The organism is Streptomyces sp. NBC_00988, assembly GCF_045162645.1.
Classification (GTDB): domain Bacteria; phylum Actinomycetota; class Actinomycetes; order Streptomycetales; family Streptomycetaceae; genus Streptomyces.
The window spans coordinates 821,063-845,688 of record NZ_CP108730.1 but is presented as its reverse complement, the minus strand read 5'-3'; the positions used below and the strand labels follow the sequence as shown (position 1 = coordinate 845,688).

Here is a 24,626-nt window from a genome sequence, read left to right as displayed (position 1 = left end):
CCCCCGACCCGCAACTCCCGGCAAACACACGCCCATCAGGCAGAATGACCGCCATGGGCACCGACCACGACGACCGGGCAGCCGCGCTGCCCGACCGGGAGATCACCCCCGAACAGGCTGACGGGCCGGTGGACTTGGAGACCGCGATCGCCCGGCAGGTGCGCCGTTACCGGATCGCGGCCGGTCTGTCGGTGGCGGAGATGGCGGCCCGGGTCGGCATCTCGAAAGCGATGCTCTCGAAGATCGAGAACGCGAACACGTCGTGCAGCCTCACCACTCTCGGCCGTCTCGCCACCGGCCTGAACGTCCCGGTCACGGCCCTCTTCCGCGGCGTAGACACCGAACGCGAGGCCGTCTACGTTCCCGCCGGCCACGGCGCCCAGATCATCCGCCGCGGCAGCCGGGTCGGCCACCTCTACGAACTCCTCGGCGCCCTGCGCGGCCCCCACAAACGCATGGAAGCCGTCCTGGTCACCCTCACCGAGTCCAGCGAGGTCTTCCCCCTTTTCCAACACCCCGGCACCGAGCTGCTGTTCATGCTCGAAGGCGTCATGGTCTACGGCCATGGAGAGGCGGCCTACACGATGCGACCCGGCGACGCCCTCCAACTCGACGGCGAGGGCGCACACGGCCCCCAGGAGCTGCTCGAACTCCCCGTCCGCTTCCTGTCCGTCACCGCTTTCGGTGATCACGGAAGGGACTGAAACGCTCTGGTGACAGGCCCGTTCGCTCGCTAGGCTGCGCGGCAGAACAGGGATCGTCTACGCGTTGGTGGCTGGGGTGGCGCGTCTCTTCGACGTGTTCACGGGAGACGCCGATGGCGTACCGATCCCTGCTGCGTGTGCCCGGCGCGGCCTTCTTCCCGCTGGGCTTTCTGGCCCGCCTGCCCTATGCCACCTCGTCGCTCGCGACGCTCGTCCTCGTCCAGGCCGCCTCCGGCAGTTACGCCTTCGCCGGACTCGCCGCGGCGGCCCAGGGCATCGCCAACGCGATCGGCGCCCCGATCGCCGGAACCCTGGCCGACCGCCACGGCCACCGCCTCGTCGGGGCGGTCACCGCACTCGCCAACGCGGCCGCCCTGACCGCCCTCGTCGCGGCGAGCCACACCGGCCGCGCGAGCATGCTGACAGCCGCCGCCCTGTCCGGGCTCGCCCAACCCCCGGTCGGCCCCCTGGTACGGGTCCACTGGTCCCGCCTGCTGCACGCCCGCGCCCGGCCCGACCTCATACCGACCGCCTTCTCGTACGAGGCGACTGCCGACGAGATCAGTTTCGTCGCCGGACCCGCGCTCGTAGGACTGCTCACCGCCCTCGGCCCGACAGCGCCGACCCTGGCCGCCATCGCCCTCCTCGTCCTGGCCACCCTGCCCTTCGCCCTGTCCCTGACCCGGGGGAGCACCGAACTCCGGCAGAGCACGCACACGGCGCGAACTCCCTTGCCCCGCCTGCCACTTGCCGCGATGTTCCTCGCCATGGCCGCGATGGGCACGATCTTCGGCGCCGTTCAGACCGGCGTCACCGCGTACTCGAACGAGAGCGGTCACCCGGGCAGCGCAGGTCTCCTCTACGCCGTCTTCGGCATCGGCAGCGCCCTGGCAGGAGCCGCCTGCGCCTGGCTCCCCGCACGCTTCACCCTCCGTCAGCGGTATGTGACCTTCGCCGCGACGCTGCTGCTGGGCGCGCTCACCCTGCTGGCCGGGGAGAGGGGACACGCGCTTCCCGCAGCCATGGCCGTCGCCGGAGTGACGGTCGCCCCGTACCTGATCAGCCTCTACGCCCTCACCGAACGCCTCGCACCCGCCGACCGGGCGACCGTCGCCCTGACGATCCTGTGCGCGGGCGGCCCGCTCGGCACCGCGACAGGGCAGGCGCTGGCCGGATATCTGGCCGACGGCCACGGCAGCGCCGGGGCGTTCCTGGTGGCGCCGATCGCGGCGGTAATGGCGTTTCTGCTGGCAGTCACGGTGGTTCTCACACACTCCGCCCGAACCCGGAGATGAACGAGAAGCAGCCATCCGCATGGTCGGCCCTGTATCCGTTGCCGTCGCGCGCCAGACACCGGAGTCTTGGGGAAGGTGCCGGGCTACGAGGAGGACACACGATGGGGACGAGCGGTGACACGCCGGACGCCGAGCGGCGACGGCTGGCCGAGGCGGACGAGTCCGGGGTGCCCTGGCGCCGTTGGGGTCCCTATCTGAGCGAGCGGCAGTGGGGGACCGTACGGGAGGACTACAGCCACAGCGGTGACGCCTGGTCGTACTTCACCCACGACCAGGCACGCTCCCGCGCCTACCGCTGGGGCGAGGACGGCATCGCGGGCGTCAGCGACGACAAGCAGCGGTTGTGTTTCGCGCTCGCGCTGTGGAACGGCCGCGACCCGATCCTCAAGGAGCGGATGTTCGGCCTCACCAACTCCGAGGGAAACCACGGCGAGGACGTCAAGGAGTACTACTTCTACCTCGACAGCACGCCCACGCACTCGTACATGAAGTACCTCTACAAATACCCGCAGTCGGAGTTCCCGTACGAGGACCTCAAGGCCACCAATCAGGCACGGGGGCGTGGCGACTTCGAGTACGAGCTCCTCGACACCGGCATCTTCGACGAGGACCGCTACTTCGACGTGTTCGTCGAGTACGCCAAGGCCGGCCCCGACGACCTGCTGATCGAGATCACCGCGCACAACCGCGGCCCCGACGAGGCACCCCTGCACCTGCTGCCGACCCTCTGGTTCCGGCACACCTGGTCCTGGGCCGGCGGCACCGCCGTACCGTCCATCCACCAGGAACCCGGCGGCCCGCTCCGCGCCGACCACGAGGAGCTGGGCCCGCGCTGGCTGTACTGCGACGCGGACGCGGAGACCCTCTTCACCGAGAACGACACCAACAACGAGAAGATCTTCGGCAGTTCGAACTCGTCCCCGTACGTCAAGGACGGCATCGACCGGCATGTCGTCGGAGGCGAGACCGGCGCTGTCAACCCCGACCGGACCGGCACGAAGGCCGCCGTCCACCACGTGCTGACCATCCCGGGCGGCCAGAGCGCCACCGTCCGCCTGCGCCTCAGTGCCTCCGAACTGCCCGACTGGACCGGCGACTTCGACACCGTCATGACCCAACGGCGCGCGGAGGCGGACGAGTTCTACGACGGCATCACCTCCGCCGACGCGTCGGTCGACGAACGGCGGCTGGTGCGGCAGGCGTTGGCCGGGATGCTGTGGAGCAAGCAGTACTACTACCTCGACGTCGAGCGCTGGCTCTCCGAGCACGGCGTCGACCCGCTCGCCTCCGACCCCCGGGTGCGGAACAGCAACTGGTACCACATGGTCAACGACGAGATCATGTCGATGCCGGACACCTGGGAGTACCCGTGGTTCGCGGCCTGGGACCTCGCCTTCCACACCGTCGCCCTGTCGATGGTCGATCTCACCTTCGCCAAGGGCCAGTTGGACCTGCTGCTGCGCCGCCTCTACCTCCATCCCAACGGCCAGATCCCGGCGTACGAATGGAACTTCGGCGACGTCAACCCGCCCGTGCACGCCTGGGCCACCCTGTTCCTCTACGAGCTGGAGAAGCACCGCACCGGCAAGGCCGACCGCGCCTTCCTTGAGAACGCCTTCCAGAAGCTGATGAAGAACTTCAGCTGGTGGCTCAACCGCAAGGACACCGACGGCAACAACGTCTTCCAGGGCGGCTTCCTCGGCCTCGACAACATCGGCGTCTTCGACCGCAGCGCCCCGCTCCCCACCGGCGGCCATCTCGACCAGGCCGACGGCACGGCGTGGATGGCGCTGTACTGCCAGAACCTCCTTGAGATCGCCATAGAGCTGGCCGTCGACAACCCCGTCTACATCGAGCAGGCGCAGTCCCTGTTCGAGCACTTCGCGTGGATCGCCGTCGCCATGAACCGCATCGGCGCCGACAACGCGAGCCTGTGGGACGAGGAGGACGGTTTCTTCTACGACGTGCTGCGGCTGCCCGACGGCACGGCGACCCGGCTCAAGGTCCGCTCGCTCGTCGGACTTATCCCGCTCGCGGCCACCAGCCTGGTCGGCGGCTGGGCGGACCAGCGCTTCCCTGAACTGGTCGCAGGGGCAAGGGAGTTCATCGAACGCCATCCGGCCGTCGAGGCCACCATCTCCTCGCACGAGGCGCTGGGCCCGAACGCCGACGGCCGCTACCTCTTCGCCCTGTTCGGTGAGGACCGGCTGCGGCGCATCCTGTCCCGGATGCTCGACGAGGGCGAGTTCCTCGGCCCGCACGGCATCCGCTCCCTCTCCCGGTACCACGCCGACCACCCGTACACCTTCGAGGTGCACGGGGAGTCGTACGGCGTCGGCTATCTGCCGGCCGAGTCCGACTCCGGGATGTTCGGCGGCAACTCCAACTGGCGCGGCCCCGTGTGGTTCCCGGTCAACCTGCTGCTGATCCGCGCGCTGCTCAACCTGCACGCCTTCCACGGCGCCGAGTTCACCGTCGAGTGCCCCACCGGATCGGGCCGACAACTCACGCTCTACGAGGTCGCCCGCGAGATCGCCGACCGCCTCACCGCGACCTTCCTCAGCGACGCCGACGGACACCGGCCGGTGCACGGCGCCCAGGCCAAGTTCGCCAAGGACCCGCACTGGAAGGACCTGATCCTCTTCTACGAGTACTTCCACGGCGACAACGGGGCCGGTCTCGGCGCCTCCCACCAGACCGGCTGGACCGGCCTGTCCGCGGTCACCGCCACCCTCTTCCACACCCTGGGCGACGGCGAATGGTCGGCCCGGGGCCGCGAGAGTCTCCGCCCGACCGGCGACCGAGAGGAGCCCCTGTCATGACCGCCTGGCCCGAGCACCCCGTGATCTACGAGATCAACACCCTGATCTGGCTGGGGGAGTTGAGCAGCCGCTACGGCCGTACCGTCACCCTCGGCGAGGTGCCCGCGCCCGACTGGGACGAGGTCGCCCTCCCGGGCGTCGACGCCGTCTGGCTCATGGGCGTGTGGGAACGCAGCCCGGCCGGACTGGAGATCGCGCTGCGCGACGCCTCGCTCCAGGCGTCGTTCCGGGCGGCACTGCCCGACCTCCGCCCGGAGGACGTCGCCGGATCGCCGTACTGCGTCCGGAACTACGTCGTGGACGCGTCCCTCGGCGGCCCGGAGGGGCTGGCGGCGGCCCGCGCCCAACTGGCCTCCCGTGGAGTCCGGTTGATCCTCGACTACGTCCCCAACCACGTGGCTCCCGACCATCCCTGGCTGACCGAACGCCCCGGCTGCCTCGTCCAGGGCACCCGGGACGACCTGGCGCGCGTCCCCGCCGCCTTCCTGGAAGCGGGCGGCAAGGTCTTCGCCCGTGGCCGCGACCCGTACTTCGCGCCCTGGCCCGACGTCGTCCAACTCAACGCCTTCAGCGACGAGTTGCGCACGGCGGCCGTCGACACCCTCGCCTCGATCGCCGACCAGGCCGACGGCGTGCGCTGCGACATGGCCATGCTGCTGATGACCGACGTCTTCGCGAAGACCTGGGGCGAACGGGCCGGCACGGCACCGGCCGAGGACTTCTGGCCGTACACGATCCCCAGGGTCCGTGAGCGGCACCCCGACTTCCTCTTCGTCGCCGAGGCGTACTGGGACCTCGAATGGGCCCTGCAGCAACAGGGGTTCGACCACTGCTACGACAAGCGCCTCTACGACCGGCTGCTGCACGAGGGCGCCGAGTCGGTGCGCGGCCATCTTCAGGCCGACGTCCGCTACCAGCGCGGCCTGGTCCGCTTCCTGGAGAACCACGACGAACCCCGGGCCGCCGCCACCCTGTCGCCCGAGCGGGAACGGGCGGCGGCCGTCACCATCGCGACCCTGCCCGGCGCGACGCTCTGGCACGAGGGGCAGTTCGAGGGGCGACGGGTACGCCCGCCGGTCTTCCTCTCCCGTCGGCCGGAGGAGCCCGTCGACAAGGAACTCCTCGCGTTCCACCACCAGTTGCTCGCGGCCGTCGCCTCCTCCGGCATGCGCACGGGAGGGGAGTGGCAGCTGCTCGACTGCACGGGCTGGCCGGACAACCCCACCCACGAGAACCTGATCGCCTGGTCCTGGACAACGGAATCCAGCCGCCACCTCGTCGTCGTGAACCTCTCCGAACAGCCGGCCCAGGGCCGGGTCCGCCTCCCGTGGCCCGACCTGCGCGGCGGCTCCCGCCAACTCACGGAACTCCTCGGCGACTTGACCTACGACCGGGACGGCGACGAACTGGTCGACCCCGGTCTCTACGTCGAGTTGGAGGGCCTGCGCCGGCATCTACTCGCGGTGATGCCCCGATCTTGACCTGTGGCCAACTGGTGAAGGATTGACGGGAGTTGTGAAAGGTGACAAGAATTCAGCTTGCTTCGCTGTGCCTACGCTGAGCGGAGCACATGCGAGCGGTCCGGTCGCGCACGCCTCGATCGTTTCCTTTCGTGCGCCCGCCGCTCGCTCTGCCACCTCCCACACCTTTTACCATCGTCGAGGCTCACTTTGTCACGTTCGCACCACCTCCAATCCCTGTCCGCCCTCGCGGCCACCGCGTTCATCGCCGCCGCCGCGCCCGTGCTCGCGGCCGGCCCGGCGAGCGCCACCGACGCCGACGCGTGCCAGTCCGCCACCGTGCAGTACCGCATCGTCGGCGCCGATGGAAACGTTGTCGGCGCCGACTGGACCTCGCAGGGCGGGTTCCTCCAATGGGACACCATCCCCGGCACCGTCGAGGTCCGGCTGGCTCCCGACCAGAGCGTCGGGGACAGCTGCAAGTACCCCGTCTCCCTCGCCGAGTACACCGCCGAGGGCCCCAACTGGTACAACTCCGGCCACCAGACCATGGTCGACAAGGCCACGGTCTACCTCACCGCCAAGGACGTCGCCGGCGCGAGCGACGCCCAGCACACCTGGCAGCAGCTGAAGGTCAAGTCACCTGACTGCTACGGCCAGATCGACCTGTACGGCGACGACGTCACCTACGACGGCGGTACGGGCGAGGGCCACGGCCCCCTGCCGTACCAACCCGACAACATCATGACGCCTTACCACCTCATCGCGGCCTGGAACGGCGGTGACAAGGAGTGCACCCCGAGCACGCCGGACTCGCCTACCCCGACGCCGACGCAGCCCGCCTCGGCGCCGCCCGCGACGCCGTCGACCCCGGCCGACAGCACGCCTCCCGCCGAGGAGTCGACCCCGCCGGCCAGCCCCAAGCCGTCGACGACGCCTCCCACCTCCGCGCACGTCCCGCCGCTGAAGTCGTCGCCCTCGCCCACTCCGAAGGCGACGCCGAACGGTGGCAACCAGCCGCTGGCGGAGACCGGTTCCAACGCGCCGGTCGGCCTCATAGCGGGCGGTGCGGCCCTGGTGATCGCCCTGGGTGCCGGCGGGGTCTACGCGGCCGGCCGCGCCCGCCGCTCCTCCTGACACAGCCACGCCCGGCGTGAACTGACCGCCCCGTCCCGTGAGTTGTCACGGGGCGGGGCTCACGGCCGTGGCCAGGGACGCCCGCCGAGCCGCTCGATGTCGGTGTTGAAGCGTCGTAGAAAAGCCGCGAAGGTGTCGATGTCCTCGTCCGACCAGCCGTCCATGATCTGGTCCAGGGCCTGGACGAGACCCTCGCGTTCGTCGTCGAGCATCCGCGCGCCCTGGTCCGTGATGCGGAACTTGCGGGCCATGCCGCCCTGCGGATCGGGGATGCGCTCCACCAGGCCGGACCGCATGGCGGCCGCCGTCTGCCGGTTGAGGGTGGACGTGTCGAGACCGAAGGCGTCGCTCAACTCGCCGATGGACATGGGCCCTTGGATGCGGATCCGGCTCAACAGGATGTAGGCGCTGCGCTCCAGCACGCCGTCCTTGCGGCGCCCGCCCTTCTGCGCGAGCAGCCCGTGCCGGCTGAGAAGCATCTGCTCGTACTCGATCTCGCGCGTGCGCCTGTCCATCGGTCCGCTGCCTCCTGCTTCCTGCCGATGCCGCCGCCGTGTCCTGCGCTTAGGGGCGGCCCGGCCCATCCTCGCACGACGGTATGCATCATCCCCATCACATGGTCGATACATATGATGTGTACGATGCATATTCCTTCACATCCCGACTGAACAGACATGCCGAGGAGTCCCGTCATGGACGCCCCCCAGCCTTCAGCCCGCGCAGGCGGCGTGGTCGCCACGCTGGCCTTCGCCGGCACCACCGCGGCGATCATGCAGACGCTGGTCACGCCACTCATCGCCGACCTGCCGACGATGCTGCACACCTCGTCCTCGAACGCCGCGTGGGTGATCACCGCCACACTGCTGGTGGCCGCGGTCTGTGTGCCGGTCGTCGGCCGCCTCGGCGACCTGCTGGGCAAGCGCCGCATGCTGCTCGCCTGCTCCGTCCCGCTGATCGTGGGCTCGGTGGTGTGCGCGCTGTCCTCCTCGATCGTCCCGATGATCGTCGGACGCGGTCTCCAGGGCATCGGCATGGGCATGATCCCGCTGGGCATCGCCCTGCTGCGGGACGTCGTACCGCAGGAGCGGCTGAGCCCCTCCATCGCACTGGTCAGCGCCTCCATGGGCATCGGCGGTGGGCTCGGTCTGCCGATCGCCGCGGCCGTCGCCCAGTACGCCAACTGGCGTGCCCTGTTCTGGGGTTCGGCCGCCCTCGCCGCGGGCGTCGCCGCGCTGATCTGGTTCCTGATCCCGGACGTACCGGCCGCCGCCAAGGGTCAGCGCTTCGACGTGCCCGGCGCCCTCGGGCTGGCCGTCGGCCTGGTCTGCCTGCTGCTCGGCATCTCCAAGGGTGCGGACTGGGGCTGGGGTTCGGGCACCGTCCTCGGCCTGTTCGCCGTCGCCGTCGTGGCCTTCCTGGCCTGGGGCGTGTGGGAGCTGCGCACCGGCGACCCGCTGATCGACCTGCGGACCACGGCCCGACCCCGGGTCCTGATCACCAACATCGCCTCGGTCTTCGTCGGCGTCGGCATGTACTCCAGCATGCTGGTCGTGCCGCAGCTGCTCCAGTTCCCCGCGGCCACCGGATACGGCCTGGGCCAGTCGATGCTCGCGGCCGGCCTGTGGATGGCGCCCGGCGGCATCATGATGATGATCGTCTCCCCGCTAGGCGGAAAGCTCACCAACGCCCGCGGCCCGAAGTTCACCCTGATCAGCGGTGTCCTCGTCATCACCGCCGGCTACGCCCTGTCGATGGGCCTGATGGGCTCCGCGTGGGGCCTCATGCTCGTCTGCCTCGTCATCAACAGCGGCGTCGGCCTCGCCTACGGCGCGATGCCCGCCCTCATCATGAGCTCGGTCCCGCTCTCCGAGACCGCCGCCGCCAACGGCTTCAACTCCCTCATGCGCGCCCTCGGCACGTCCATCGGCGCCGCGGTGATCGGCGTGGTCCTCTCCCAGATGACCACCACGGCAGGCGGCTACACCTTCACCTCCGAGGGCGGCTTCCGCACGGGCCTGATCATCGGCGGCGGCGTCGCGCTGCTGGCGGCCCTGGTCGCGGCGGCGATCCCGGCGGTACGGCAGGCCGCACCGAGCCAGGAGAAGCCCGAGCCGGTCGGCGCGCTGGAGGAGGCGGGGGTCGAGTCCTGACCTCGGTGGGCTGAACGTACGGGGGTGTGCTGCCCGGCGCCGGAGGATCGAGGGATCGGTCTTCTGCGCCGGGCAGCGTGCTGCGCGGTCGTCAACTCCCGGGTGGGCAGCGGCCCTTGCGGTGAGCCGGCCGGATGTGGGGTGCCGGTCCTGGACGGGGCTGGGGGCCAACTGCGGTCGGCGCACGGCCGTAGACCGGTCTGCGGCGGTGAACTCGCGCCGAAATCCGCTCAGTTGCGCGGCCCGAGACCCTGCAGTGCGTCGTTGAGCTGGGTCGCGGTGAGGGCGGGGGAGGGGAGCGGGGTCGTCGCGGGGGTGGCGCGCAGGCCGTCGAGAAGGAGTGCGAGGGGGCGGCGCCAGGCGTCGGGGCCGGCGGCCGCCGTGAGGGACGGGACGGTGCGGCCCAGGGCGGCGAGGGCGAACAGGACGTCCTCCGGGGTGACATCCGCACGGACCGTGCCCTGGTCGCGGCCCCGGCTCAGCAGCAGTTCCACGGTGCGGCGGTTGTGGGCGTGCACGGCCTGGAGCGATTCGACGCCGTCGAGGTGGGTGGTCATCAGGTCGTTGGTGCCACGGTCGGCGGTCAGACCGGCGAAGACGGTCTCCAGATAGCCGGTCAGCCCGGCCCACGCATCCTCGGCCGCGCGCGCCTGCTCGCCCATGCTCATCGTGTCGGCGAGCAGGTCGCGAAAGACCGCGTCCACCAACGCGGCACGGGTGGGGAAGTGCCGGTACAGCGTGGCGTTGCCGATGCCCGCGCGGCGGGCGATCACGTCGATCGGTGCGTGCAGCCCCTGCTCGGTGAAGACGGCGTGGGCGGCCTCGATCAGCAACTCCCGATTGCGCCGCGCATCGCGGCGTCGCGCAGGTGCCGTCGCGTCGTTCGGGCCCGTCATCATCGTCCTCCGAGCTGGTGGGGAGTGCTCCCCGGTAGTGATGCTATCGTCGATCCATCAAGTGGGGAGTAGTCCCCACTTCGACGGCGGGGGGGCGTCATGCAGGGCACGGCACTGGTCCTGGGGGGTGGTGGGCCGGTCGGCGGGGCGTGGATGACAGGCGTGCTCGCGGGTCTCGCGGAGTCCGGGGTCGACCTCGGCCGAGCCGACGTGATCATCGGCACCTCCGTGGGCGCGATCTTCGGCGCCCGGCTCGCGGCCGGCGAGACACCGCAGGAGTCGTACGAACGTCAAGTGACCCGCGCCGACAAGGTGGAGCTGCGGGTCACCGCGGCCCAGACGATGCGCTTCCTGTGGGCGGCGCTGGGATCCCGAGATCCACAGCGCTCCGTACAACGGCTCGGCCGTGCCGCCCTCGGCGCGCGCAGCGGACCCGAGTCCGAACTCCTCGACGCGGTCGGCACGTTGCTGCGCGGTGCACGGGACTGGCCCGACCGCGCCCTGCGGATCGCAGCCGTCGACGCCGCGTCCGGGGCCCTGGAGACATTCGACGCCGACTCGAAGGTCACCCTCCTGGAAGCGGTCGCCGCGAACTGCGCCGTCCCCCTCGTCTCGCCGCCCGTCACGGCCGCGGGCCGCCGCTGGATGGACGGCGGCAGCCGCACGACCGCCAACCTGTACCTGGCCGCCGACCACCGCCACGTCCTGGCCGCCGCGCCGATCCCCACGGCGGTCGGCCCGCACCCCAGCGCCCAGCAGCAGGCGGCCCAACTCGCCGCCCAGGGAGCCGAGATCACCCTCCTGACCCCCGATCGCGAGGCCCGACACGCGATGGGCCGCGACCTGACCGCCGACGCCCGCCGCCCGGCAGCCGCCCGAGCCGGCCACGCCCAGGCGACGGCTCTCGCGCGCGGTGCATGCAGTGTGGCGCGGCGGTGGCTGACCGGCCCGGCCCCGAGCGGCCCGTATCGATCGAAAGGAGTGCCGTGCCGGACCCCCGATCGCGCAGCTGGGCATGCGGTGGGCCGCGCCTTGAACTCCCTCTCCCGTCGCCCGAGTCGGCCACGCCCAGGCGATGGCTCTCGCGTACGCGGTGTATGCCGTGTGGCGCGGCGGCGGGTGACGGCAAGGCCCTGCGTTCCGGTGGGCCGGTCGTCACGCGGGCTGGGGCAGGTGTCGTAGCGACCAATCATGCCCGCACATCCCCGGTGACCATCGAAAGGAGTGCCGTGACGGCACCCACTCTGCAGGACCTGACCCCCGACGGCCTCGACCTGGCCGCCGATCCCCACCTCGTCTACGCGGCCCTGCGTGAGCGCGGGCCCGTGCATCGGGTGCTGGTGCCGGGCAGTGGTGAGGCCTGGCTGGTCGTCACCCGGGACGCGGCCCGGGCCGCGCTGACCGATCCGCGCCTGCGCAACGACATCCGGTACTCCTCGACCTGGCAGGACGACGGCGGCCACGCCCTCGGCCGGAACATGCTGCAGACCGATCCGCCGGACCACACGCGCCTACGGCGGCTGGTCGCGGGCCACTTCACGTCCGCGCGGATCGCCGCCCTCCGGCCGCGCATCGTGGAGATCGCCGTCGATCTGCTCGGCGAGCTGCCGGGGCGGGGGACCGTGGACCTGGTCAGCTGGTACGCCCTGCCGCTGCCCGTCACGGTGATCTGCGATCTGTTCGGGGTGCCCGTCGCTGACCGTACGGTGTTCCACGCCTGGTCGAACGAGCTCGTCATGCCCGCCTCGCCCGAGGCGGGCGCCTCGGCCGCCGCCGCTCTGGGCGGTTACCTGTTCGAGTCGATCCACCGGAAGCGCGGCACGCAAGAGGCCGACCTGCTCAGTGATCTGGTCGGCGTGGCTCGTGAGCCCGCCGCCGAGTCGCCGCTCACCTCCGAGGAACTCCTCGGGATGGCTTTCCTCCTCCTGGTCGCCGGCCACGAGACGACCGTCAATCTGATCTCCGCGACCGTCCATGCCCTGCTCACCCACCCCGACCAGCTCGAACTGCTGCGTGCCGAACCGGACTTGGCCGGTGCCGCCGTGGAGGAGGCGCTGCGCCACTACTCGCCCGTGCACGCCACCGCGTTCCGTTTCGCGGCCGAGTCCCTGGACCTCGCGGGTACCCGCATCCCGGCGGGGGACGCGGTACAGATCTCTCTGGCCGCGGCCTCCCGTGATCCCCTCCACTTCCCCGAACCCGACCGCTTCGACCTAGGGCGCCGGGGCCCCGGCCACCTCGCCTTCGGGCACGGCCTCCACCACTGCCTGGGAGCACCCCTGGCCCGCACCGAGGCCGCCATCGCCGCACGCCTCCTCCTGCACCACTGCCCGGACCTCGCCCTCGCCACCGACCCCGCGACACTGACATGGCGAACGAGCACGCTACTGCGGGGCTTGAGTGAACTGCCGGTGCGTATCCGCCCCTCAGGAGATCCGGGCGGTACTGACTAGCCCAAGTCCAGGACACCGGTGGGCAGTTGAGGGTCGGGCCAGTGGGGTTCGTAGCGCCACTTCCCCAACCCCCGTTCCGCGGCGAACGGCCCGACACCACCCTCGATCATCGCGATCACCTCCTCGCGAGCCTTCTCCACCGCCCGGTGATCGGCCTCGCTCACCACCCCCAACCGGCGGCCGTGGGCGTACTCGTCCTCGTCCTTCCAGTCCCACCGCGACAGGTCGGGCACGACCACCAGGTCCAGCAGCAGGTCGAAGGTGTCGAAGCCGATGGGTGTGCGGCGCATCGGATGCTGGAAGTTGACGTACCAGTACGTGAGTTGACCGTGTCCCGCGGTGTCGAAGAACGCGTTGACGCTGAACCAACTGTCGGGCGGCACCCATTGGAGATGGACTGTGTCCCGCCAAGTCCAGTGGCCGAGCTGCCAGTTGCCGTCGGCCAGGTTCGACAGGGCGCGCAGTCGGGCGGTCTCGTCACCGGTGAGGAGCGATTCGATCCAGGTCGTCGGCGCCAACGACTCCGCGCCCGGCCGGCACCCCAGAACCAGCGCCTCGGTGGTGTCCTCGACGACCCGTAACGCATGGGCACTCCACACCTTCCGCCGGAACACATCACGCCGTACGGCGGTCTCACCCGGCTGGAACTCCCGCATATCCACCTCCGGTTGGTCGGGCTCCCTCATGTCTGCCCGCGTGCCACCGCCCGGAACTCAAGGGGCGTACGACCCTCCCGCTTGCGGAAGAACTTCGCGAAGTCGGTCGGCTCGCCGAAGCCGAGCGTGCGGGAGACGTCCGCCGCCGTCGCGTCGGTGTGGACGAGGAGGCGCTTGGCCTCCAGGAGGATGCGGGCGTCGAGGTACTGCTTGGCGGTGGTGCCGGTCGCCGCGAGGGTCGCGCGGGTGAGGGTGCGCGGGCTGTAGCCCAAGGCGGCCGCGTAGTCGGCTACTTGGTGGCTGGTGCGGAAGTCGCGTTCCAGGGCGGCGCTGTAGCGGCGGAACGTGTCGTCGGGCGGTGCGGACGACACCGGGTCCGGGCGCACGTGGGAGAGGCGGAGCAGCAGGACGGAGAGGAGCATGCGGAGCGTCTGGAGGTGGGCGTCGAGCGGGAGCGAGGCCAAGTCGGCGTATTCGTGAGTGAGGTGACGGAGTGTCAGGCGTGCCGCTCGGGCGTGGGGGCCCGTCGGGAGCAGGGGTGACTGGTCGAAGGGGGGATCGGCCAGGACGAAGCCGGGCTGCCAGATGACGATCGTGCCGCGGGTCGTCATCAGGTCGGCGGGGACGTACTGGTGCACCTGTCCCGAGCTCACCCACAGCCAGCCGCCCTCCTCCACCGTGCAGTCCGTGAAGTCCACCCGGTGGCGCAGTGTGCCCTCGGTGACATGGATCAGGTGGTGGAAGTCCGGCCGCTGCGGTGCCGACAGGTCGATGCCACGACGCGCACCGCGCGCCAGCAGCTCGGTGAATCCCACGATGTCCATACCGATGGGCGCGCTGAGTGACGGACGGTACGCCACGTCCGTGATCTCGGACCGATGCTGACCGTTTTTTCCCATGGTGAGTCCCGAGCCTACCCTTGTCGGCCACCGAACTGCTCCTACGGTCGAAAGCGCAGAGACCGAACTGGGCAAGGAGCTGGGCGACGTGCGACTGATCGTGGGCATGACCGGGGCGACCGGAGCCGTCCTCGGTGTCCGGCTGCTGGAGCAGCTCGCCGAGCTGCCCGAGGTGGAGACCCATCTCGTCCTCAGCCGCTGGGCCCGGACCACCGTGGAGCTGGAGACGGGACGCACCGCCCGAGAGGTCGCCGAGCTGGCGGACGTGGTCCACAGCCCCGAGGACCAGGGGGCCACCATCGCCTCCGGGTCGTTCCGCACCGACGGCATGGTGATCGTGCCCTGCTCCATGAAGACCCTGGCCGGCATCCGCACCGGCTACGCCGAAGGACTGATCGGCCGGGCCGCCGACGTGATCCTCAAGGAACGCCGCCCGCTGGTCCTCGTACCGCGCGAGACACCCCTGAGCGAGATCCACCTGGAGAACATGCTCGACCTCGCGCGCAAGGGCGTCCGCATCGTGCCGCCGATGCCCGCCTTCTACAACCACCCCGCCTCGGTCGACGACATCGTCACCCACATCACCTCCCGCGTCCTCGACCAGCTCGACCTGCCCGCCCCCGCCGCCAGGCGCTGGGAAGGCATGCGCCCCGCCCGCGACGCCCGCATCCACCCCGCCGCCTGAGACGCCACCCCTTCACGTACGGAGCCCCCATGCCCTACGACGACCTCCGCAGCTTCCTGGACACCCTGGACAAGCACGACCAACTGCTGCGGATCACCGAACAGGTCCTCCCCGAACCGGACTTGGCCGCCGCCGCCAACGCGGCCGGACGCATCGGCGAGGGCGCCCCCGCCCTCTACTTCGACAACGTGAAGGGCTTCACGGACGCCCGGATCGCGATGAACGTCCACGGCTCGTGGCGCAACCACGCCCTCGCCCTCGGACTGCCCCCGGACACCTCCGTGCGCGAGCAGGTCGAGGAGTTCGCCCGCCGCTGGGACGCCTTCCCGGTCGTACCGGAGCGCCGCGAGGACGCGCCCTGGCGGGAGAACACCCAACAGGGCGCCGACATCGACCTGTTCAAGGTCCTCCCGCTGTTCCGGCTCAACGACGGCGACGGCGGTTTCTACCTCGACAAGGCCGCCGTGGTCTCCCGCGACCCGCGCGACCCGGACCACTTCGGCAAGCAGAACGTCGGCACGTACCGCATCGAGGTCATCGGCCGCGACCGCCTCGCCTTCCAGCCGGTCCCCATGCACGACGTGGCCCAACACCTGCACGCCGCCGAGGAGTCGGGCGAGGACCTGCCCATCGCGATCACCCTCGGCAACGACCCCGTCATCACGATCGTCGCCGGCATGCCGATGGGCTACGACCAGTCCGAGTACGAGATGGCCGGCGCACTGCGCGGCGCCCCCGCCCCCATCGCCACCGCACCCCTCACCGGCTTCGACGTCCCCTGGGGCTCCGAGGTCGTCATCGAGGGCGTGGTCGAGAGCCGCAAGCGTCAAATAGAGGGCCCCTTCGGCGAGTTCACCGGCCACTACTCCGGCGGCCGACGCATGCCGACGATCCGCGTCGACCGCGTCTCCTACCGCACGAACCCGGTCTTCGAGTCCCTCTACCTCGGCATGCCGTGGACCGAGGTCGACTACCTCGTCGGCCCCAACACCTGCGTCCCCCTCCTCAAGCAACTCCGCGCCGAATTCCCGGAGGTGCAGGCAGTCAACGCCATGTACACCCACGGCCTCGCGGTGATCGTCTCGACGAAGAAGCGCTACGGCGGTTTCGCCAAGGCGGTCGGCATGCGCGCGATGACGACACCGCACGGCCTCGGCTACGTCACGCAGGTCATCGTGGTGGACGAGGACGTCGACCCCTTCGACCTGCCCCAGGTGATGTGGGCGATGTCCGCGAAGGTGAACCCCCAGGACGACGTGATCATCGTCCCCAACCTGTCGGTCATGGCACTGGCACCGGCCGCCAACACCCCGGGAATCACCAGCAAGATGATCATCGACGCCACGACCCCGGTCGCACCGGACAACCGGGGCCACTTCGACACCCCGGTACGGGACCTGCCCGAGACCCCCGAGTGGGCCGACCGGCTGCGCGCCCTCATCGCCGCCCGCTGAAAGCCCACTGGACGCCCAGTGCACCGACCCGACCTCAGGAGTCACCCGTCATGATCTGCCCCCGCTGCGCCCACGACACGGTCGACACCGTGACCACCTCGCCGGTCCCCGGAGTGTGGGACGTACTCCAATGCGTCCGCTGCCTCTACATGTGGCGCACCACCGAACCCGACCGCCGCACCCGGCGCGAGGCGTACCCCGTCGAGTTCCGGATGACGCAGGCCGACATCGAAGCCGCGCCGGAGGTGCCCGTCGTACCGCCGCTGCGCGTCGGCTGAACCGACCGTCCGCCGGGGTCAGATCGCCAGGATCGCCCGCACCCGCTTGCCGCCCCCGGTGAGCGGCGTGACGTCGAGGCGGTGGGCCAGGCAGCGGACCATGGCCAGGCCGCGGCCGCTCTCGGTCTCGACCGTCATCGGCCGCACGCGCGGCGGGGCCGGGTTGTCGTCGTAGACCTCGACCGTGACGCGCTCGTCGGACAGTTGGAGGCGCAGCCGGCACTCGCCGCGGCCGTGCTCGGTCGCGTTGGCGACGAGTTCGGACACGATCAGCGTCGCGTCGTCGATCTGCTCCGCGTCCACCCGCGCCAACTGATGGCGGGACCGCGCGAGGAACTCCGAGGTCAGCCTCCGTGCCTGACCCGCCGACGCGGCCTCGTCGGGCAGCAGGTACTCCACGCGTACAGAACGCCTATGGGTACGCCGATGCGTACGCATGGCGAATCACTTCCCCTCCTAGGACAACCCGGTATCCCCGCGGCGTCACCGCACCGGGGCCGCCGCAGACCTTGCGCGGCCGGTCCTACACACTTCACTTGCCCTGAGTCCGTGATCGGCAACCAGGCGGCGGCAGATGGTTGTCGACTGGTTGTCGTCGATCAGGAAATGTCCGCTCTCGGACTCAATTGGGTAAAGCGCCGGGCACGCCGAGGGGATTGCCTGGCAGCCTTGGGATGTCCAAAGGTGGGGGAGGGGCCCCTGCGGAAGGCGGCCCCCGAAAGCCGCGACGCCCTTGGAGTGGACCATGGCCGCAGCGAAGCCGCAGCGCAGTCTTTCCGTGCTGACCTGGCTGCCCGCTGCGGTGATGGCGGTGGTGGCGGTCGGGGACATCGTCACGGGGCCGGGCCTCGGCTTCCTCCCGCTGGCCTCCCTCGGCCCGGCCTTCGCCGGACTGGTCGGCGGCTGGCGCCGTACCGCGTGGTTCGGCGCGGCCGCGCTCGCCCTGTGCGTCGGACTCGGCCTCTACGACGGCCTGTTCCAGGAACGCCGGGGCTTCCTGGCGATGGTGTCGGTGGTGGGCGTGACCGGTGCGGGCATCGCCGCCGCCGTGATGCGTGGCCGCCGCGAGGCCGAACTCGCCAGCGTGCGCTCCATCGCGGAGGTCGCGCAGCGAGTTCTTCTACGACCCGTGCCGCTGACCGCGGGACCCCTCCAGGCGGCGGTGTCGTACACCTCGGCCGTCGCGGAGGCCCGTATCGGCGGCGACCTGTACGAGGTGGTCGCCTCGCCGCACGGCGTGCGGGTGATCGTCGGCGACGTACAGGGCAAGGGTCTCGCCGCCGTCGAGACGGCCGCCGTGGTGCTCGGCGCGTTCCGCGAGGCCGCGCACGACGAACCCGACCTCGTCGGACTCGGCGAACGCCTGGAACGCAGCGTCTCCCGCGTGCTGTCCGACGAGAAGTTCGTGACCGCCGTCCTCGCCGAGATCGGCACGGACCACGAGGTGCTCTTCCTCAACTACGGCCACCCGCCCCCGATGGTCGTCCGCCGCAACGGCACCGCCGACTTCCCGGTACCGCCCTCCTACGCCCCGCCGCTCGGCCTGGGCGGCGCCCAGGGCAGCGAGAGCCCGAAGCCGTTCTCCGTGCGCTTCGCGCCGGGCGAGCAACTGCTGCTGTACACCGACGGCGTCACTGAGGCCCGCGACGACCACGGCACGTTCTATCCGCTGGGCGAGCGGGCGCACCTGCTGAAGGAACCCGACGCGCAGAGCGCGCTCGACTCCCTGCGCGAGGACCTGGTCCGCCACACGGCCGGACCGCTCCACGACGACGCCGCGATGCTCCTGCTGCGCTATCACGGCCACGCGACCACGACCGAAGAGATCCCTCCCGGCCGCTGAGCGCCGCAGGTCCGCCCCGCCGCACAGTTCACCCGACTTGCTTGTTTCGTCAATCAAGTAAACTGGTGGCATGACCACGCCCGAGCAGCCACTGCGCCCCATGAGTCCGCACGAGGAGGAGCTGGTGCGCGAACTCGCGCGGGTGATGCTCGTGCTGCCCCGGGCCGTCGACGCCGACATGATGCGCGAGCAGCGCCTGCCGCTGTCCGAGTACACGACCCTCATGCACCTCTCCGAGGCCACGGACCGGCGCATGCGCATGAGCGAGCTCGCGTCCGTCTGCAACCTCTCGCTGAGCGGCATGACCCGCATCGTCACCCGCCTGGAGACGCAGGGACTGGTCGGACGGGAGCGGTGCGCCGAGGACGCCCGCGGCTGGAACGCCGTCCTCACCGACCAGGGCCTCGCCCGCCTCCAGGAGGCATGGCCCGCCCACCTGTCCAGCGTCCGGCGCCATGTCCTCGACCACGTCGACGCCGCCGACCTGACCCGGCTCCTCGGCGTGATGCGCCGTATCGCCACCTGACCCACCGAGCAGACCCGAGGAGCATGAGATGACCACCCCGACCACCCCCTTCGACATCACGCTCGGCCTGGACACCTTCGGTGACGTCACGAACGACGCCGAGGGCACCCCGCTGACCCACGGCCAGGCGATCCGCCGCCTCGTCGAGGAAGGCGTCCTCGCCGACCAGGTGGGCGTCGACCACTTCGGCATCGGCGAGCACCACACTGAGTCGATGCCTCTGTCGGCCGCCGACGTCGTCCTCGCGGCCATCGCCGCGCGCACCGAGCATATCCGCCTCAACTCGGCCGTGACGGTGATCAGTTCGGACGACCCGGTCCGCGTCTTCCAGCGCTACGCCACTCTCGACGCCGTGTCCGCGGGCCGCGCCGAAGTCATCCTTGGCAGAGGGTCGAGCACCGAGTCCTTCCCGCTCTTCGGCTACGAGCTCAACGACTACGAGGAGCTCTTCGAGGAGAAGGTCGCCCTCTTCGCCGAACTGCTCAAGGAGAAGCCCGTCACCTGGTCCGGCACCACCCGTGCCGCCCTCGACGGTGTCTCCGTGTACCCGCACAGCGAGACGGGTTCGATCCCCACCTGGATCGGCGTCGGAGGCAGTCCCCAGTCGGTGATCCGCACCGCCCAGTACGGGTTCTCCCTGATGCTGGCGATCATCGGCGGGGACGTGGCCCGCTTCGCCCCGTTCTCCGAGCTGTTCCGGCGGGCGCTGGCGGAGTTCGGCCACCCCGCACGGCCCATCGGCGTGCACGCGCCCGGCCCTGTCGCCGCCACCGACGAACAGGCGGTGGAGGAATTCGTGCCGGCCTTCCAGCAGCTGATCGCGAGCGTGGCGCGGGAACGCGGCTTCCGCACCCCGACCCGCGAGAGCCTCATGCGGGACGTCGGCCCCGGCGGCGCCCTGCACGTCGGATCTCCCGAGACCGTGGCCCGCAAGATCACGGACACCCTCAAGACCCTCGACGCGACCCGCTTCAACCTGAAGTACGGCATCACCGGAATGCCCCACGACGCCCTCATGACCAACATCGAGCTGTACGGCACGAAGGTCGCGCCGCTGGTGCGCGAGATGATGCAGGACTGACGCGACGCCGCCTTGGGGGAGGCGGCGACACGCGGTCCGCCGAGCCGCTAGTGGTCGTAGCCGAAGTCGCGCGTGAACGACTTGAAGGTGTGGCTGAAGTACCAGGTGTCCTGGGCGATCCCGGAGCAGTTGTTGGCGCCGCCGGTGCCCACACAATTCCCGTTGTCGCGCTGAAGTGCCCAGAACGAGAGCGTGTTGATGCCCCGGGCGACGGCCCACTTCTTCACCGTGACCGCGTTCTGCGTGGTGAAGGTCTCCGCCGGGCCGAAGTCGTCGATGCCGGGCATCTCGGTGACGCCGATCATCTTCCACAGCTTCGCCGGGTTCTTCTTCGGGTAGAGCGCGGCGAGTTGGGAGTGCAGGCCGGTTGCGGCGGTCTTGGTGTCCTCCGCCATGTCGTGGGTTGCGCCGTCGTAGTAGTCGAACGTCATGATGTTGACGACGTCCACGCGCGCGCCGTTGTCGACGGCGTTCTGCAGCAGGGCGACGCCGTTGGGCGCGAGACCGGTGGTGGTGGTCGGCAGCGTATAGGAGAACTCCACGCTGCGGCCGATGCGTTGGGCCCAGCGCTGCACCTTGGCGATCGCCTTGTTGCGGCGGTCGATACCGGCCGTGTTGTTGATGGAGTCGGCCTCGATGTCGAGGTCGATCCGGCTCACGCCGTAGGTCGTGACCAGGCTCTCGTAGACCTTCGCGATGGCGTCGACATCGGTGCAGCTGTCGGCCAGTTCGGTGTTGGTGGTGTCCGCCGCGTAGCCGCCGAAGGACGGGATGACGTTGCCTCCGCGTGCCTGGATCGTGGCGATGTCCTTGCCGAAGGTGGACTTCGCGATCGGCTGGGCGGGCAGACCGTTCCAGTACGCCGAGCACGAACCGGCCGCCTCGGTCTGCAGGAAGGCCATCGTCAGGTACTTGTTCCCGGACGCGGCGGCGAGCGCCGCCGGGCTCTCACCGGTCCACGCCTCGAAGTACGGCGCCGCCACATGGTCCGGCATGGGCCGAGCGCGGTGCGAGGCATCCGCGGCACCCCCGCCGACGGCAACAAGCCCTGCGGACAAGGCGGTTACGGCTGCGCAGGACAGCGACGCGCGAAGAGGCCCAGATCGTCTCATTGACGCTCCCATGCTGAGAGGAGAGAAGTCGCCCCTGACCGGGACGAACAGCGACCATATTTGGACTAGACCAATCCCCTGTCAAGGCTCTTGACCGTGAACTGACCGGGCCGGTGCGGGAATTCGGTGAGGGGTGTCCGGGGGCGGGGCTGTCCGGTGGATTGTGGGTGATGCCGTGGTGACGCCGTCTGTGACGTCGAGCTGTAGTTGTGGTCGAGCTGTAGTTGAGTCCTTCAACGCGCAGACGCTGGAGGCCTTCACCGACAAGGTTCGAGGCGACGGCCTGGCTACGGTCACCGGACTCGTCGGGGAGTTCGAGGGCTAGCTACGGCGAAGGCGAGCCGTTCGGGCGCCGCATCGGCGACCACGCGGTCGTCGACATCCCGCTGAACCCCAGGGCCGGCGACACGAAGGCCCGCGTCGCGATCGTGCCGCTCATCGCGATCCTCCCCGTGGTCTCTGCATGCTCGACATCGCACACCACCCACGCACCCAGCGGTTCCCGCCCCAGATCCGGCTCGCGATCTGCGCCTACGGGAACGTCCTCGGACTCTTCGCCTACGTCAGGTTCGGGCGCGGCGAGGATCGGTGACGACGGCTGCCAGGTCCGTCCCCGCCCGGAGCAGTCCTACGGTCCGTTGCGCGATCTGGTCGAGACGTGCAGCCAGGACACGCTGGGCCTCTTCCGCGCCGTCGAGTCGATGCAGGGACCCCACGATCTCGCGCACCGCCGGAATGCCGTAACTGGTGCTGCGGAGGGCCGCGACGACGCGGGCCGTCCTGATGGCGGAGAGGTCGTAGCGGCGGGCCTGGAGGGAGGTCACCCGCTCGGGGGTGACGAGTCCCTCCTGTTCCCAGAAGCGCAGGGTCGAAGGGCGTACGCCTAGTGCTCTGGAGAGTTCGGTGATCGTCATCGCGTCGCTGTCCTGCTCGACGTCCCGCTCGAACTCCGGTGTGTCCGCCTCGGTCTGGATCGCGTCCAACGCCTGTCGGGCGCGCAGGGCCTCCTCGCGTTCCTGCGCGAGCCGCACATGCACCTCGTTGATCGCCGAGGCCGCCTCAGCGATCGTCTTCGTGCGCAGCTCGGCGAGCAACTGCCGTGCTGCGACTGGTCCTACAGCACCCGCGATCCCTCGATATGCGCGGAGGGCGTTGACGTGCAGCGGTGCGTAGGAACGGTAGCCGTTGCTCGACCGAACTGCCGGAGGGATGACTCCCAGCCGTTCCAGGTCGCGCACCTGTTGCACCGAGTACCCCGACTCCCGCGCGACCTCGGCGGTCCTGAGCGTCTCCTGTTGCGGACCGCTCGTCGGCTCACTCATCGCCCAACCCCACATAAGCACTTGAAGGCCATGCTTGAACCATGAGTATGGAACAGATCATCGCGACCGTACGAGACTTCACCGGCGCCCTCGTGCTGGTACCGGAACCGGGCGGCGACTTTCCCGAACTCGCCTGGGGAGACGCCTTCTTCTACTACGCCCCCGACGGTCAACTGCCGCAGAACGTCCAGCCGTACGGCACCGTCGTCACCAAGAACTACCCCGACGACACCGCGTCCGACCTTGACCCTCCGGGGCGTTGGCGCGTCAACATCCACGTCGGTCGTACGGCGTTCCGCGAACTCACGGGGGAGCAGGAGCCGCACACCATCAACCCGTCCCACGACTTCACGGCCATCGACACCGTGCTGCCGCACCCGGTGTACGGGACGCTCGGCTGGATCTGCGTCGTCAATCCCGGTGAGAAGACGGGGGAGTTGGTCGTGGAGTTGTTGCGGGGCGCGCATGACGACGCTCGTGCGAGGTTCGCGCGGCGTACGTCCTGAACCTTCGTGCCCCTACGGGCAGTTGGAGGGGTCTTCGGCGGGAATCATTGCCCCGAAGGACCTGGTGGGGGTGTCCGGCCTGCGGTTAGACAGCGATGATCGCGATGTCAGGCCGGCCAGGAAGTGAGCACGTGCACGCCCGAGACGAAGTCCACCCGAAGGATGCCGCAGTTCGGCGTACCTCGGTGAGCGGCCCCGCAGTCAATACCGTCAACACCGCTACGCCTTCACACGAGTTGCTGTCGCTCCAGGGCAGGGCGGGCAATGCCGGGGTCGTGCGGATGCTCGGCGAAGGGGGTCACTCCTGGGCCGGGCGGGCGGGCGAGCCCGCTCCGGCCGTGCAGCGGGCGGTGGTTCAGCGGAGCAAGTTGTCGCACGGGAACATCTCGTTCACCAATGTGTCGCTCAAGTACCCGGAATCGCAGGGGAAGGCCACGCGGATTCTGGAACTCCTGGCCTCCAACAGCAAGGTCAAGTCCTTTCTCGGCGACCGGAGTTGTCGGATCACGCTGGAGAAGCGGACGACGGAGACGCCGGCGGACGTGGTCGACAAGGGGGCCGAGGGCGTCTTCGTCACGCTGGCCTCCTACTACCTGGAGAACTACGACATCGGCTACATCGTGGGCATGCTGTGCCATGAGTTCGGCATGCATCCGATGGCGCAGGCCACCCCCAACATGAACGAGGAAGAGGAGACCTTCCGGGGCATGCCGTACCCGGTGCCGGGTCTTGAGGGGAAGGACGTTCCCGAAGGATTCGCGTCGATGAACTCCGACACCGCCCAGCAGGCCGACCACGTGCTCGGCGTCATCCCCGGAAGTCCGCGGTACACCGTCTACCGCGACGTCACCCTGGAGATGGCGGACCTGCTGCTGCGGGACGTGCACAACAAGGAGGACGGCGCCCGGGAGCAGGACGTCACCGACCTGATCGACTGCTTCCTCATGGACGTGGCGTCGATCGCCGCGACGAACGACAACCGTGTGCGCGGCATGCCGATCCTGGGCAACGGCGAGGGCGAGACGATCCGCAAGGACATCGCGGCGGTGTACAACGCCTACAAGGCCCGCCTCTCCCAGGACCTGCCCCTGGAGCGCCAGACCGTCAAGCCCCTGTTCCCGCCGGAGAAGACCCCGGAAGCCGTCAAGGCCGACTTCAACACCCTCCTCAAGCGCATCGCCACGGGGAAGTTGTGGGCCTGGAGCATCGACAACAGCACATGAGGCCGACGTCGGTCGGAAGGTGGTGCGCACTGGACTCTCACGGTCCGTGCTGTCCGGGGTATCGGACATCCCGCAGGCTCACTGTTACGATTCAGTAGAGCCCGCCGCTCAGTCGACGCCCCGC

At 69.9% G+C, this 24,626-nt stretch carries 24 protein-coding genes; 17 read left to right on the top strand and 7 right to left on the bottom strand.

Annotated features, from left to right (window positions below; translation table 11 throughout):
- Window positions 1–53: 53 nt before the first annotated feature.
- From OG496_RS03945 to OG496_RS03925, 5 genes are all read left to right on the top strand, one after another.
- Window positions 54–704, top strand: coding sequence for a helix-turn-helix domain-containing protein (locus OG496_RS03945; RefSeq protein ID WP_405969581.1), 651 nt, complete (start codon window positions 54–56; stop codon window positions 702–704).
- A 113-nt stretch (window positions 705–817) separates the two neighbouring features.
- Window positions 818–1,999: an MFS transporter gene (locus tag OG496_RS03940; RefSeq protein ID WP_405969580.1), complete on the top strand. Its 1,182-nt coding sequence runs from the start codon at window positions 818–820 to the stop codon at window positions 1,997–1,999.
- Window positions 2,000–2,100: 101 nt separating this feature from the next.
- Window positions 2,101–4,821, top strand: a complete 2,721-nt coding sequence (locus OG496_RS03935; protein ID WP_405969579.1) for an MGH1-like glycoside hydrolase domain-containing protein — start codon at window positions 2,101–2,103, stop codon at window positions 4,819–4,821.
- Window positions 4,818–6,302 (top strand): alpha-amylase, encoded by a 1,485-nt coding sequence (locus OG496_RS03930; RefSeq protein ID WP_405969578.1) that lies wholly within the window; start codon window positions 4,818–4,820, stop codon window positions 6,300–6,302. Before OG496_RS03935 ends, OG496_RS03930 begins: the two co-directional genes overlap by 4 nt.
- A gap of 189 nt (window positions 6,303–6,491) precedes the next feature.
- Window positions 6,492–7,418 carry a hypothetical protein gene (locus OG496_RS03925; protein ID WP_405969577.1) on the top strand — a complete coding sequence of 309 codons (927 nt, stop codon included), beginning with the start codon at window positions 6,492–6,494 and terminating at the stop codon, window positions 7,416–7,418.
- A gap of 59 nt (window positions 7,419–7,477) precedes the next feature.
- Here OG496_RS03925 and OG496_RS03920 read toward each other — a convergent pair whose 3' ends face one another.
- Window positions 7,478–7,933 carry a MarR family winged helix-turn-helix transcriptional regulator gene (locus OG496_RS03920; protein WP_405969576.1) on the bottom strand — a complete coding sequence of 152 codons (456 nt, stop codon included), beginning with the start codon at window positions 7,931–7,933 and terminating at the stop codon, window positions 7,478–7,480.
- 177 nt (window positions 7,934–8,110) lie between these two features.
- Here OG496_RS03920 and OG496_RS03915 point away from each other — a divergent pair, with 177 nt between their 5' ends.
- Window positions 8,111–9,568 (top strand): MFS transporter, encoded by a 1,458-nt coding sequence (locus OG496_RS03915; protein ID WP_405969575.1) that lies wholly within the window; start codon window positions 8,111–8,113, stop codon window positions 9,566–9,568.
- A 230-nt stretch (window positions 9,569–9,798) separates the two neighbouring features.
- On the opposite strand, the gene OG496_RS03910 is transcribed toward OG496_RS03915, so the two are convergent.
- Window positions 9,799–10,467, bottom strand: a complete 669-nt coding sequence (locus tag OG496_RS03910) for a TetR/AcrR family transcriptional regulator (RefSeq protein ID WP_405969574.1) — start codon at window positions 10,465–10,467, stop codon at window positions 9,799–9,801.
- A gap of 96 nt (window positions 10,468–10,563) precedes the next feature.
- Between OG496_RS03910 and OG496_RS03905 the strand changes: the two genes are divergently transcribed.
- Window positions 10,564–11,646: a patatin-like phospholipase family protein gene (locus OG496_RS03905; RefSeq protein ID WP_405969573.1), complete on the top strand. Its 1,083-nt coding sequence runs from the start codon at window positions 10,564–10,566 to the stop codon at window positions 11,644–11,646.
- 47 nt (window positions 11,647–11,693) lie between these two features.
- Window positions 11,694–12,917 carry a cytochrome P450 gene (locus OG496_RS03900; protein ID WP_405969572.1) on the top strand — a complete coding sequence of 408 codons (1,224 nt, stop codon included), beginning with the start codon at window positions 11,694–11,696 and terminating at the stop codon, window positions 12,915–12,917.
- Here the strand turns inward: OG496_RS03900 and OG496_RS03895 are convergent.
- Both OG496_RS03895 and OG496_RS03890 read right to left on the bottom strand, forming a co-directional pair.
- The gene (locus OG496_RS03895; RefSeq protein ID WP_405969571.1) at window positions 12,914–13,603 is read right to left on the bottom strand and encodes a DUF402 domain-containing protein; all 690 of its coding nucleotides are present in this window, start codon (window positions 13,601–13,603) and stop codon (window positions 12,914–12,916) included. The two genes, OG496_RS03900 and OG496_RS03895, sit on opposite strands and share 4 nt — an antisense overlap.
- Window positions 13,600–14,472 (bottom strand): AraC family transcriptional regulator, encoded by an 873-nt coding sequence (locus tag OG496_RS03890; RefSeq protein WP_405969570.1) that lies wholly within the window; start codon window positions 14,470–14,472, stop codon window positions 13,600–13,602. The genes OG496_RS03895 and OG496_RS03890 overlap by 4 nt, the downstream gene beginning before the upstream one ends.
- An 88-nt stretch (window positions 14,473–14,560) precedes the next feature.
- On the opposite strand from OG496_RS03890, the gene OG496_RS03885 reads away from it, so the two are divergent.
- The 3 genes from OG496_RS03885 to OG496_RS03875 are packed head-to-tail and all read left to right on the top strand — an operon-like array spanning window position 14,561 to window position 16,889.
- The gene (locus tag OG496_RS03885) at window positions 14,561–15,157 is read left to right on the top strand and encodes a non-oxidative hydroxyarylic acid decarboxylases subunit B (protein WP_366492649.1); all 597 of its coding nucleotides are present in this window, start codon (window positions 14,561–14,563) and stop codon (window positions 15,155–15,157) included.
- 29 nt (window positions 15,158–15,186) lie between these two features.
- Window positions 15,187–16,611 carry a non-oxidative hydroxyarylic acid decarboxylases subunit C gene (locus OG496_RS03880; protein ID WP_399388141.1) on the top strand — a complete coding sequence of 475 codons (1,425 nt, stop codon included), beginning with the start codon at window positions 15,187–15,189 and terminating at the stop codon, window positions 16,609–16,611.
- A gap of 50 nt (window positions 16,612–16,661) precedes the next feature.
- Window positions 16,662–16,889 (top strand): non-oxidative hydroxyarylic acid decarboxylases subunit D, encoded by a 228-nt coding sequence (locus OG496_RS03875; RefSeq protein WP_366492651.1) that lies wholly within the window; start codon window positions 16,662–16,664, stop codon window positions 16,887–16,889.
- Window positions 16,890–16,907: 18 nt separating this feature from the next.
- Here the strand turns inward: OG496_RS03875 and OG496_RS03870 are convergent, their stop codons facing one another.
- Window positions 16,908–17,327 carry an ATP-binding protein gene (locus tag OG496_RS03870; protein ID WP_405969569.1) on the bottom strand — a complete coding sequence of 140 codons (420 nt, stop codon included), beginning with the start codon at window positions 17,325–17,327 and terminating at the stop codon, window positions 16,908–16,910.
- A gap of 307 nt (window positions 17,328–17,634) precedes the next feature.
- Between OG496_RS03870 and OG496_RS03865 the strand changes: the two genes are divergently transcribed.
- From OG496_RS03865 to OG496_RS03855, 3 genes are all read left to right on the top strand, one after another.
- Window positions 17,635–18,732, top strand: coding sequence for a PP2C family protein-serine/threonine phosphatase (locus tag OG496_RS03865; protein ID WP_405969568.1), 1,098 nt, complete (start codon window positions 17,635–17,637; stop codon window positions 18,730–18,732).
- A gap of 70 nt (window positions 18,733–18,802) precedes the next feature.
- Window positions 18,803–19,258: a MarR family winged helix-turn-helix transcriptional regulator gene (locus OG496_RS03860; RefSeq protein ID WP_405969567.1), complete on the top strand. Its 456-nt coding sequence runs from the start codon at window positions 18,803–18,805 to the stop codon at window positions 19,256–19,258.
- Between the two features lie 28 nt (window positions 19,259–19,286).
- Window positions 19,287–20,339: an LLM class flavin-dependent oxidoreductase gene (locus OG496_RS03855; protein ID WP_405969566.1), complete on the top strand. Its 1,053-nt coding sequence runs from the start codon at window positions 19,287–19,289 to the stop codon at window positions 20,337–20,339.
- A 47-nt stretch (window positions 20,340–20,386) separates the two neighbouring features.
- Here the strand turns inward: OG496_RS03855 and OG496_RS03850 are convergent, their stop codons facing one another.
- The gene (locus tag OG496_RS03850) at window positions 20,387–21,334 is read right to left on the bottom strand and encodes a chitinase (RefSeq protein ID WP_405969565.1); all 948 of its coding nucleotides are present in this window, start codon (window positions 21,332–21,334) and stop codon (window positions 20,387–20,389) included.
- Window positions 21,335–21,914: 580 nt separating this feature from the next.
- On the opposite strand from OG496_RS03850, the gene OG496_RS03845 reads away from it, so the two are divergent.
- Window positions 21,915–22,043: a hypothetical protein gene (locus tag OG496_RS03845; protein WP_399388132.1), complete on the top strand. Its 129-nt coding sequence runs from the start codon at window positions 21,915–21,917 to the stop codon at window positions 22,041–22,043.
- On the opposite strand, the gene OG496_RS03840 is transcribed toward OG496_RS03845, so the two are convergent.
- On the bottom strand, window positions 22,015–22,773 hold the full coding sequence (locus OG496_RS03840; RefSeq protein ID WP_405969564.1) for a MerR family transcriptional regulator: 759 nt from the start codon (window positions 22,771–22,773) through the stop codon (window positions 22,015–22,017). The two genes, OG496_RS03845 and OG496_RS03840, sit on opposite strands and share 29 nt — an antisense overlap.
- A gap of 47 nt (window positions 22,774–22,820) precedes the next feature.
- Between OG496_RS03840 and OG496_RS03835 the strand changes: the two genes are divergently transcribed.
- Entirely contained in the window at window positions 22,821–23,279 is a 459-nt protein-coding gene (locus tag OG496_RS03835; protein WP_366492952.1) for a DUF6194 family protein, read from the top strand.
- Window positions 23,280–23,464: 185 nt separating this feature from the next.
- Entirely contained in the window at window positions 23,465–24,502 is a 1,038-nt protein-coding gene (locus tag OG496_RS03830) for a hypothetical protein (protein WP_405969563.1), read from the top strand.
- The last annotated feature ends 124 nt before the right edge of the window (window positions 24,503–24,626 follow it).

Bases quoted from the DNA above. Each gene is read 5' to 3' on its own strand.
- OG496_RS03915 (WP_405969575.1), top strand. From the start codon at position 8,111: ATGGACGCCCCCCAGCCTTCAGCCCGCGCAGGCGGCGTGGTCGCCACG.
- OG496_RS03935 (WP_405969579.1), top strand. From the start codon at position 2,101: ATGGGGACGAGCGGTGACACGCCGGACGCCGAGCGGCGACGGCTGGCC.
- OG496_RS03860 (WP_405969567.1), top strand. From the start codon at position 18,803: ATGACCACGCCCGAGCAGCCACTGCGCCCCATGAGTCCGCACGAGGAG.
- OG496_RS03835 (WP_366492952.1), top strand. From the start codon at position 22,821: ATGGAACAGATCATCGCGACCGTACGAGACTTCACCGGCGCCCTCGTG.
- OG496_RS03850 (WP_405969565.1), bottom strand. From the start codon at position 21,334: ATGCCGGACCATGTGGCGGCGCCGTACTTCGAGGCGTGGACCGGTGAG.
- OG496_RS03945 (WP_405969581.1), top strand. From the start codon at position 54: ATGGGCACCGACCACGACGACCGGGCAGCCGCGCTGCCCGACCGGGAG.
- OG496_RS03930 (WP_405969578.1), top strand. From the start codon at position 4,818: ATGACCGCCTGGCCCGAGCACCCCGTGATCTACGAGATCAACACCCTG.
- OG496_RS03895 (WP_405969571.1), bottom strand. From the start codon at position 13,603: ATGAGGGAGCCCGACCAACCGGAGGTGGATATGCGGGAGTTCCAGCCG.
- OG496_RS03845 (WP_399388132.1), top strand. From the start codon at position 21,915: ATGCTCGACATCGCACACCACCCACGCACCCAGCGGTTCCCGCCCCAG.
- OG496_RS03920 (WP_405969576.1), bottom strand. From the start codon at position 7,933: ATGGACAGGCGCACGCGCGAGATCGAGTACGAGCAGATGCTTCTCAGC.
- OG496_RS03865 (WP_405969568.1), top strand. From the start codon at position 17,635: ATGGCCGCAGCGAAGCCGCAGCGCAGTCTTTCCGTGCTGACCTGGCTG.
- OG496_RS03890 (WP_405969570.1), bottom strand. From the start codon at position 14,472: ATGGGAAAAAACGGTCAGCATCGGTCCGAGATCACGGACGTGGCGTAC.
- OG496_RS03875 (WP_366492651.1), top strand. From the start codon at position 16,662: ATGATCTGCCCCCGCTGCGCCCACGACACGGTCGACACCGTGACCACC.
- OG496_RS03870 (WP_405969569.1), bottom strand. From the start codon at position 17,327: ATGCGTACGCATCGGCGTACCCATAGGCGTTCTGTACGCGTGGAGTAC.
- OG496_RS03940 (WP_405969580.1), top strand. From the start codon at position 818: ATGGCGTACCGATCCCTGCTGCGTGTGCCCGGCGCGGCCTTCTTCCCG.
- OG496_RS03880 (WP_399388141.1), top strand. From the start codon at position 15,187: ATGCCCTACGACGACCTCCGCAGCTTCCTGGACACCCTGGACAAGCAC.
- OG496_RS03905 (WP_405969573.1), top strand. From the start codon at position 10,564: ATGCAGGGCACGGCACTGGTCCTGGGGGGTGGTGGGCCGGTCGGCGGG.
- OG496_RS03840 (WP_405969564.1), bottom strand. From the start codon at position 22,773: ATGAGTGAGCCGACGAGCGGTCCGCAACAGGAGACGCTCAGGACCGCC.
- OG496_RS03855 (WP_405969566.1), top strand. From the start codon at position 19,287: ATGACCACCCCGACCACCCCCTTCGACATCACGCTCGGCCTGGACACC.
- OG496_RS03910 (WP_405969574.1), bottom strand. From the start codon at position 10,467: ATGATGACGGGCCCGAACGACGCGACGGCACCTGCGCGACGCCGCGAT.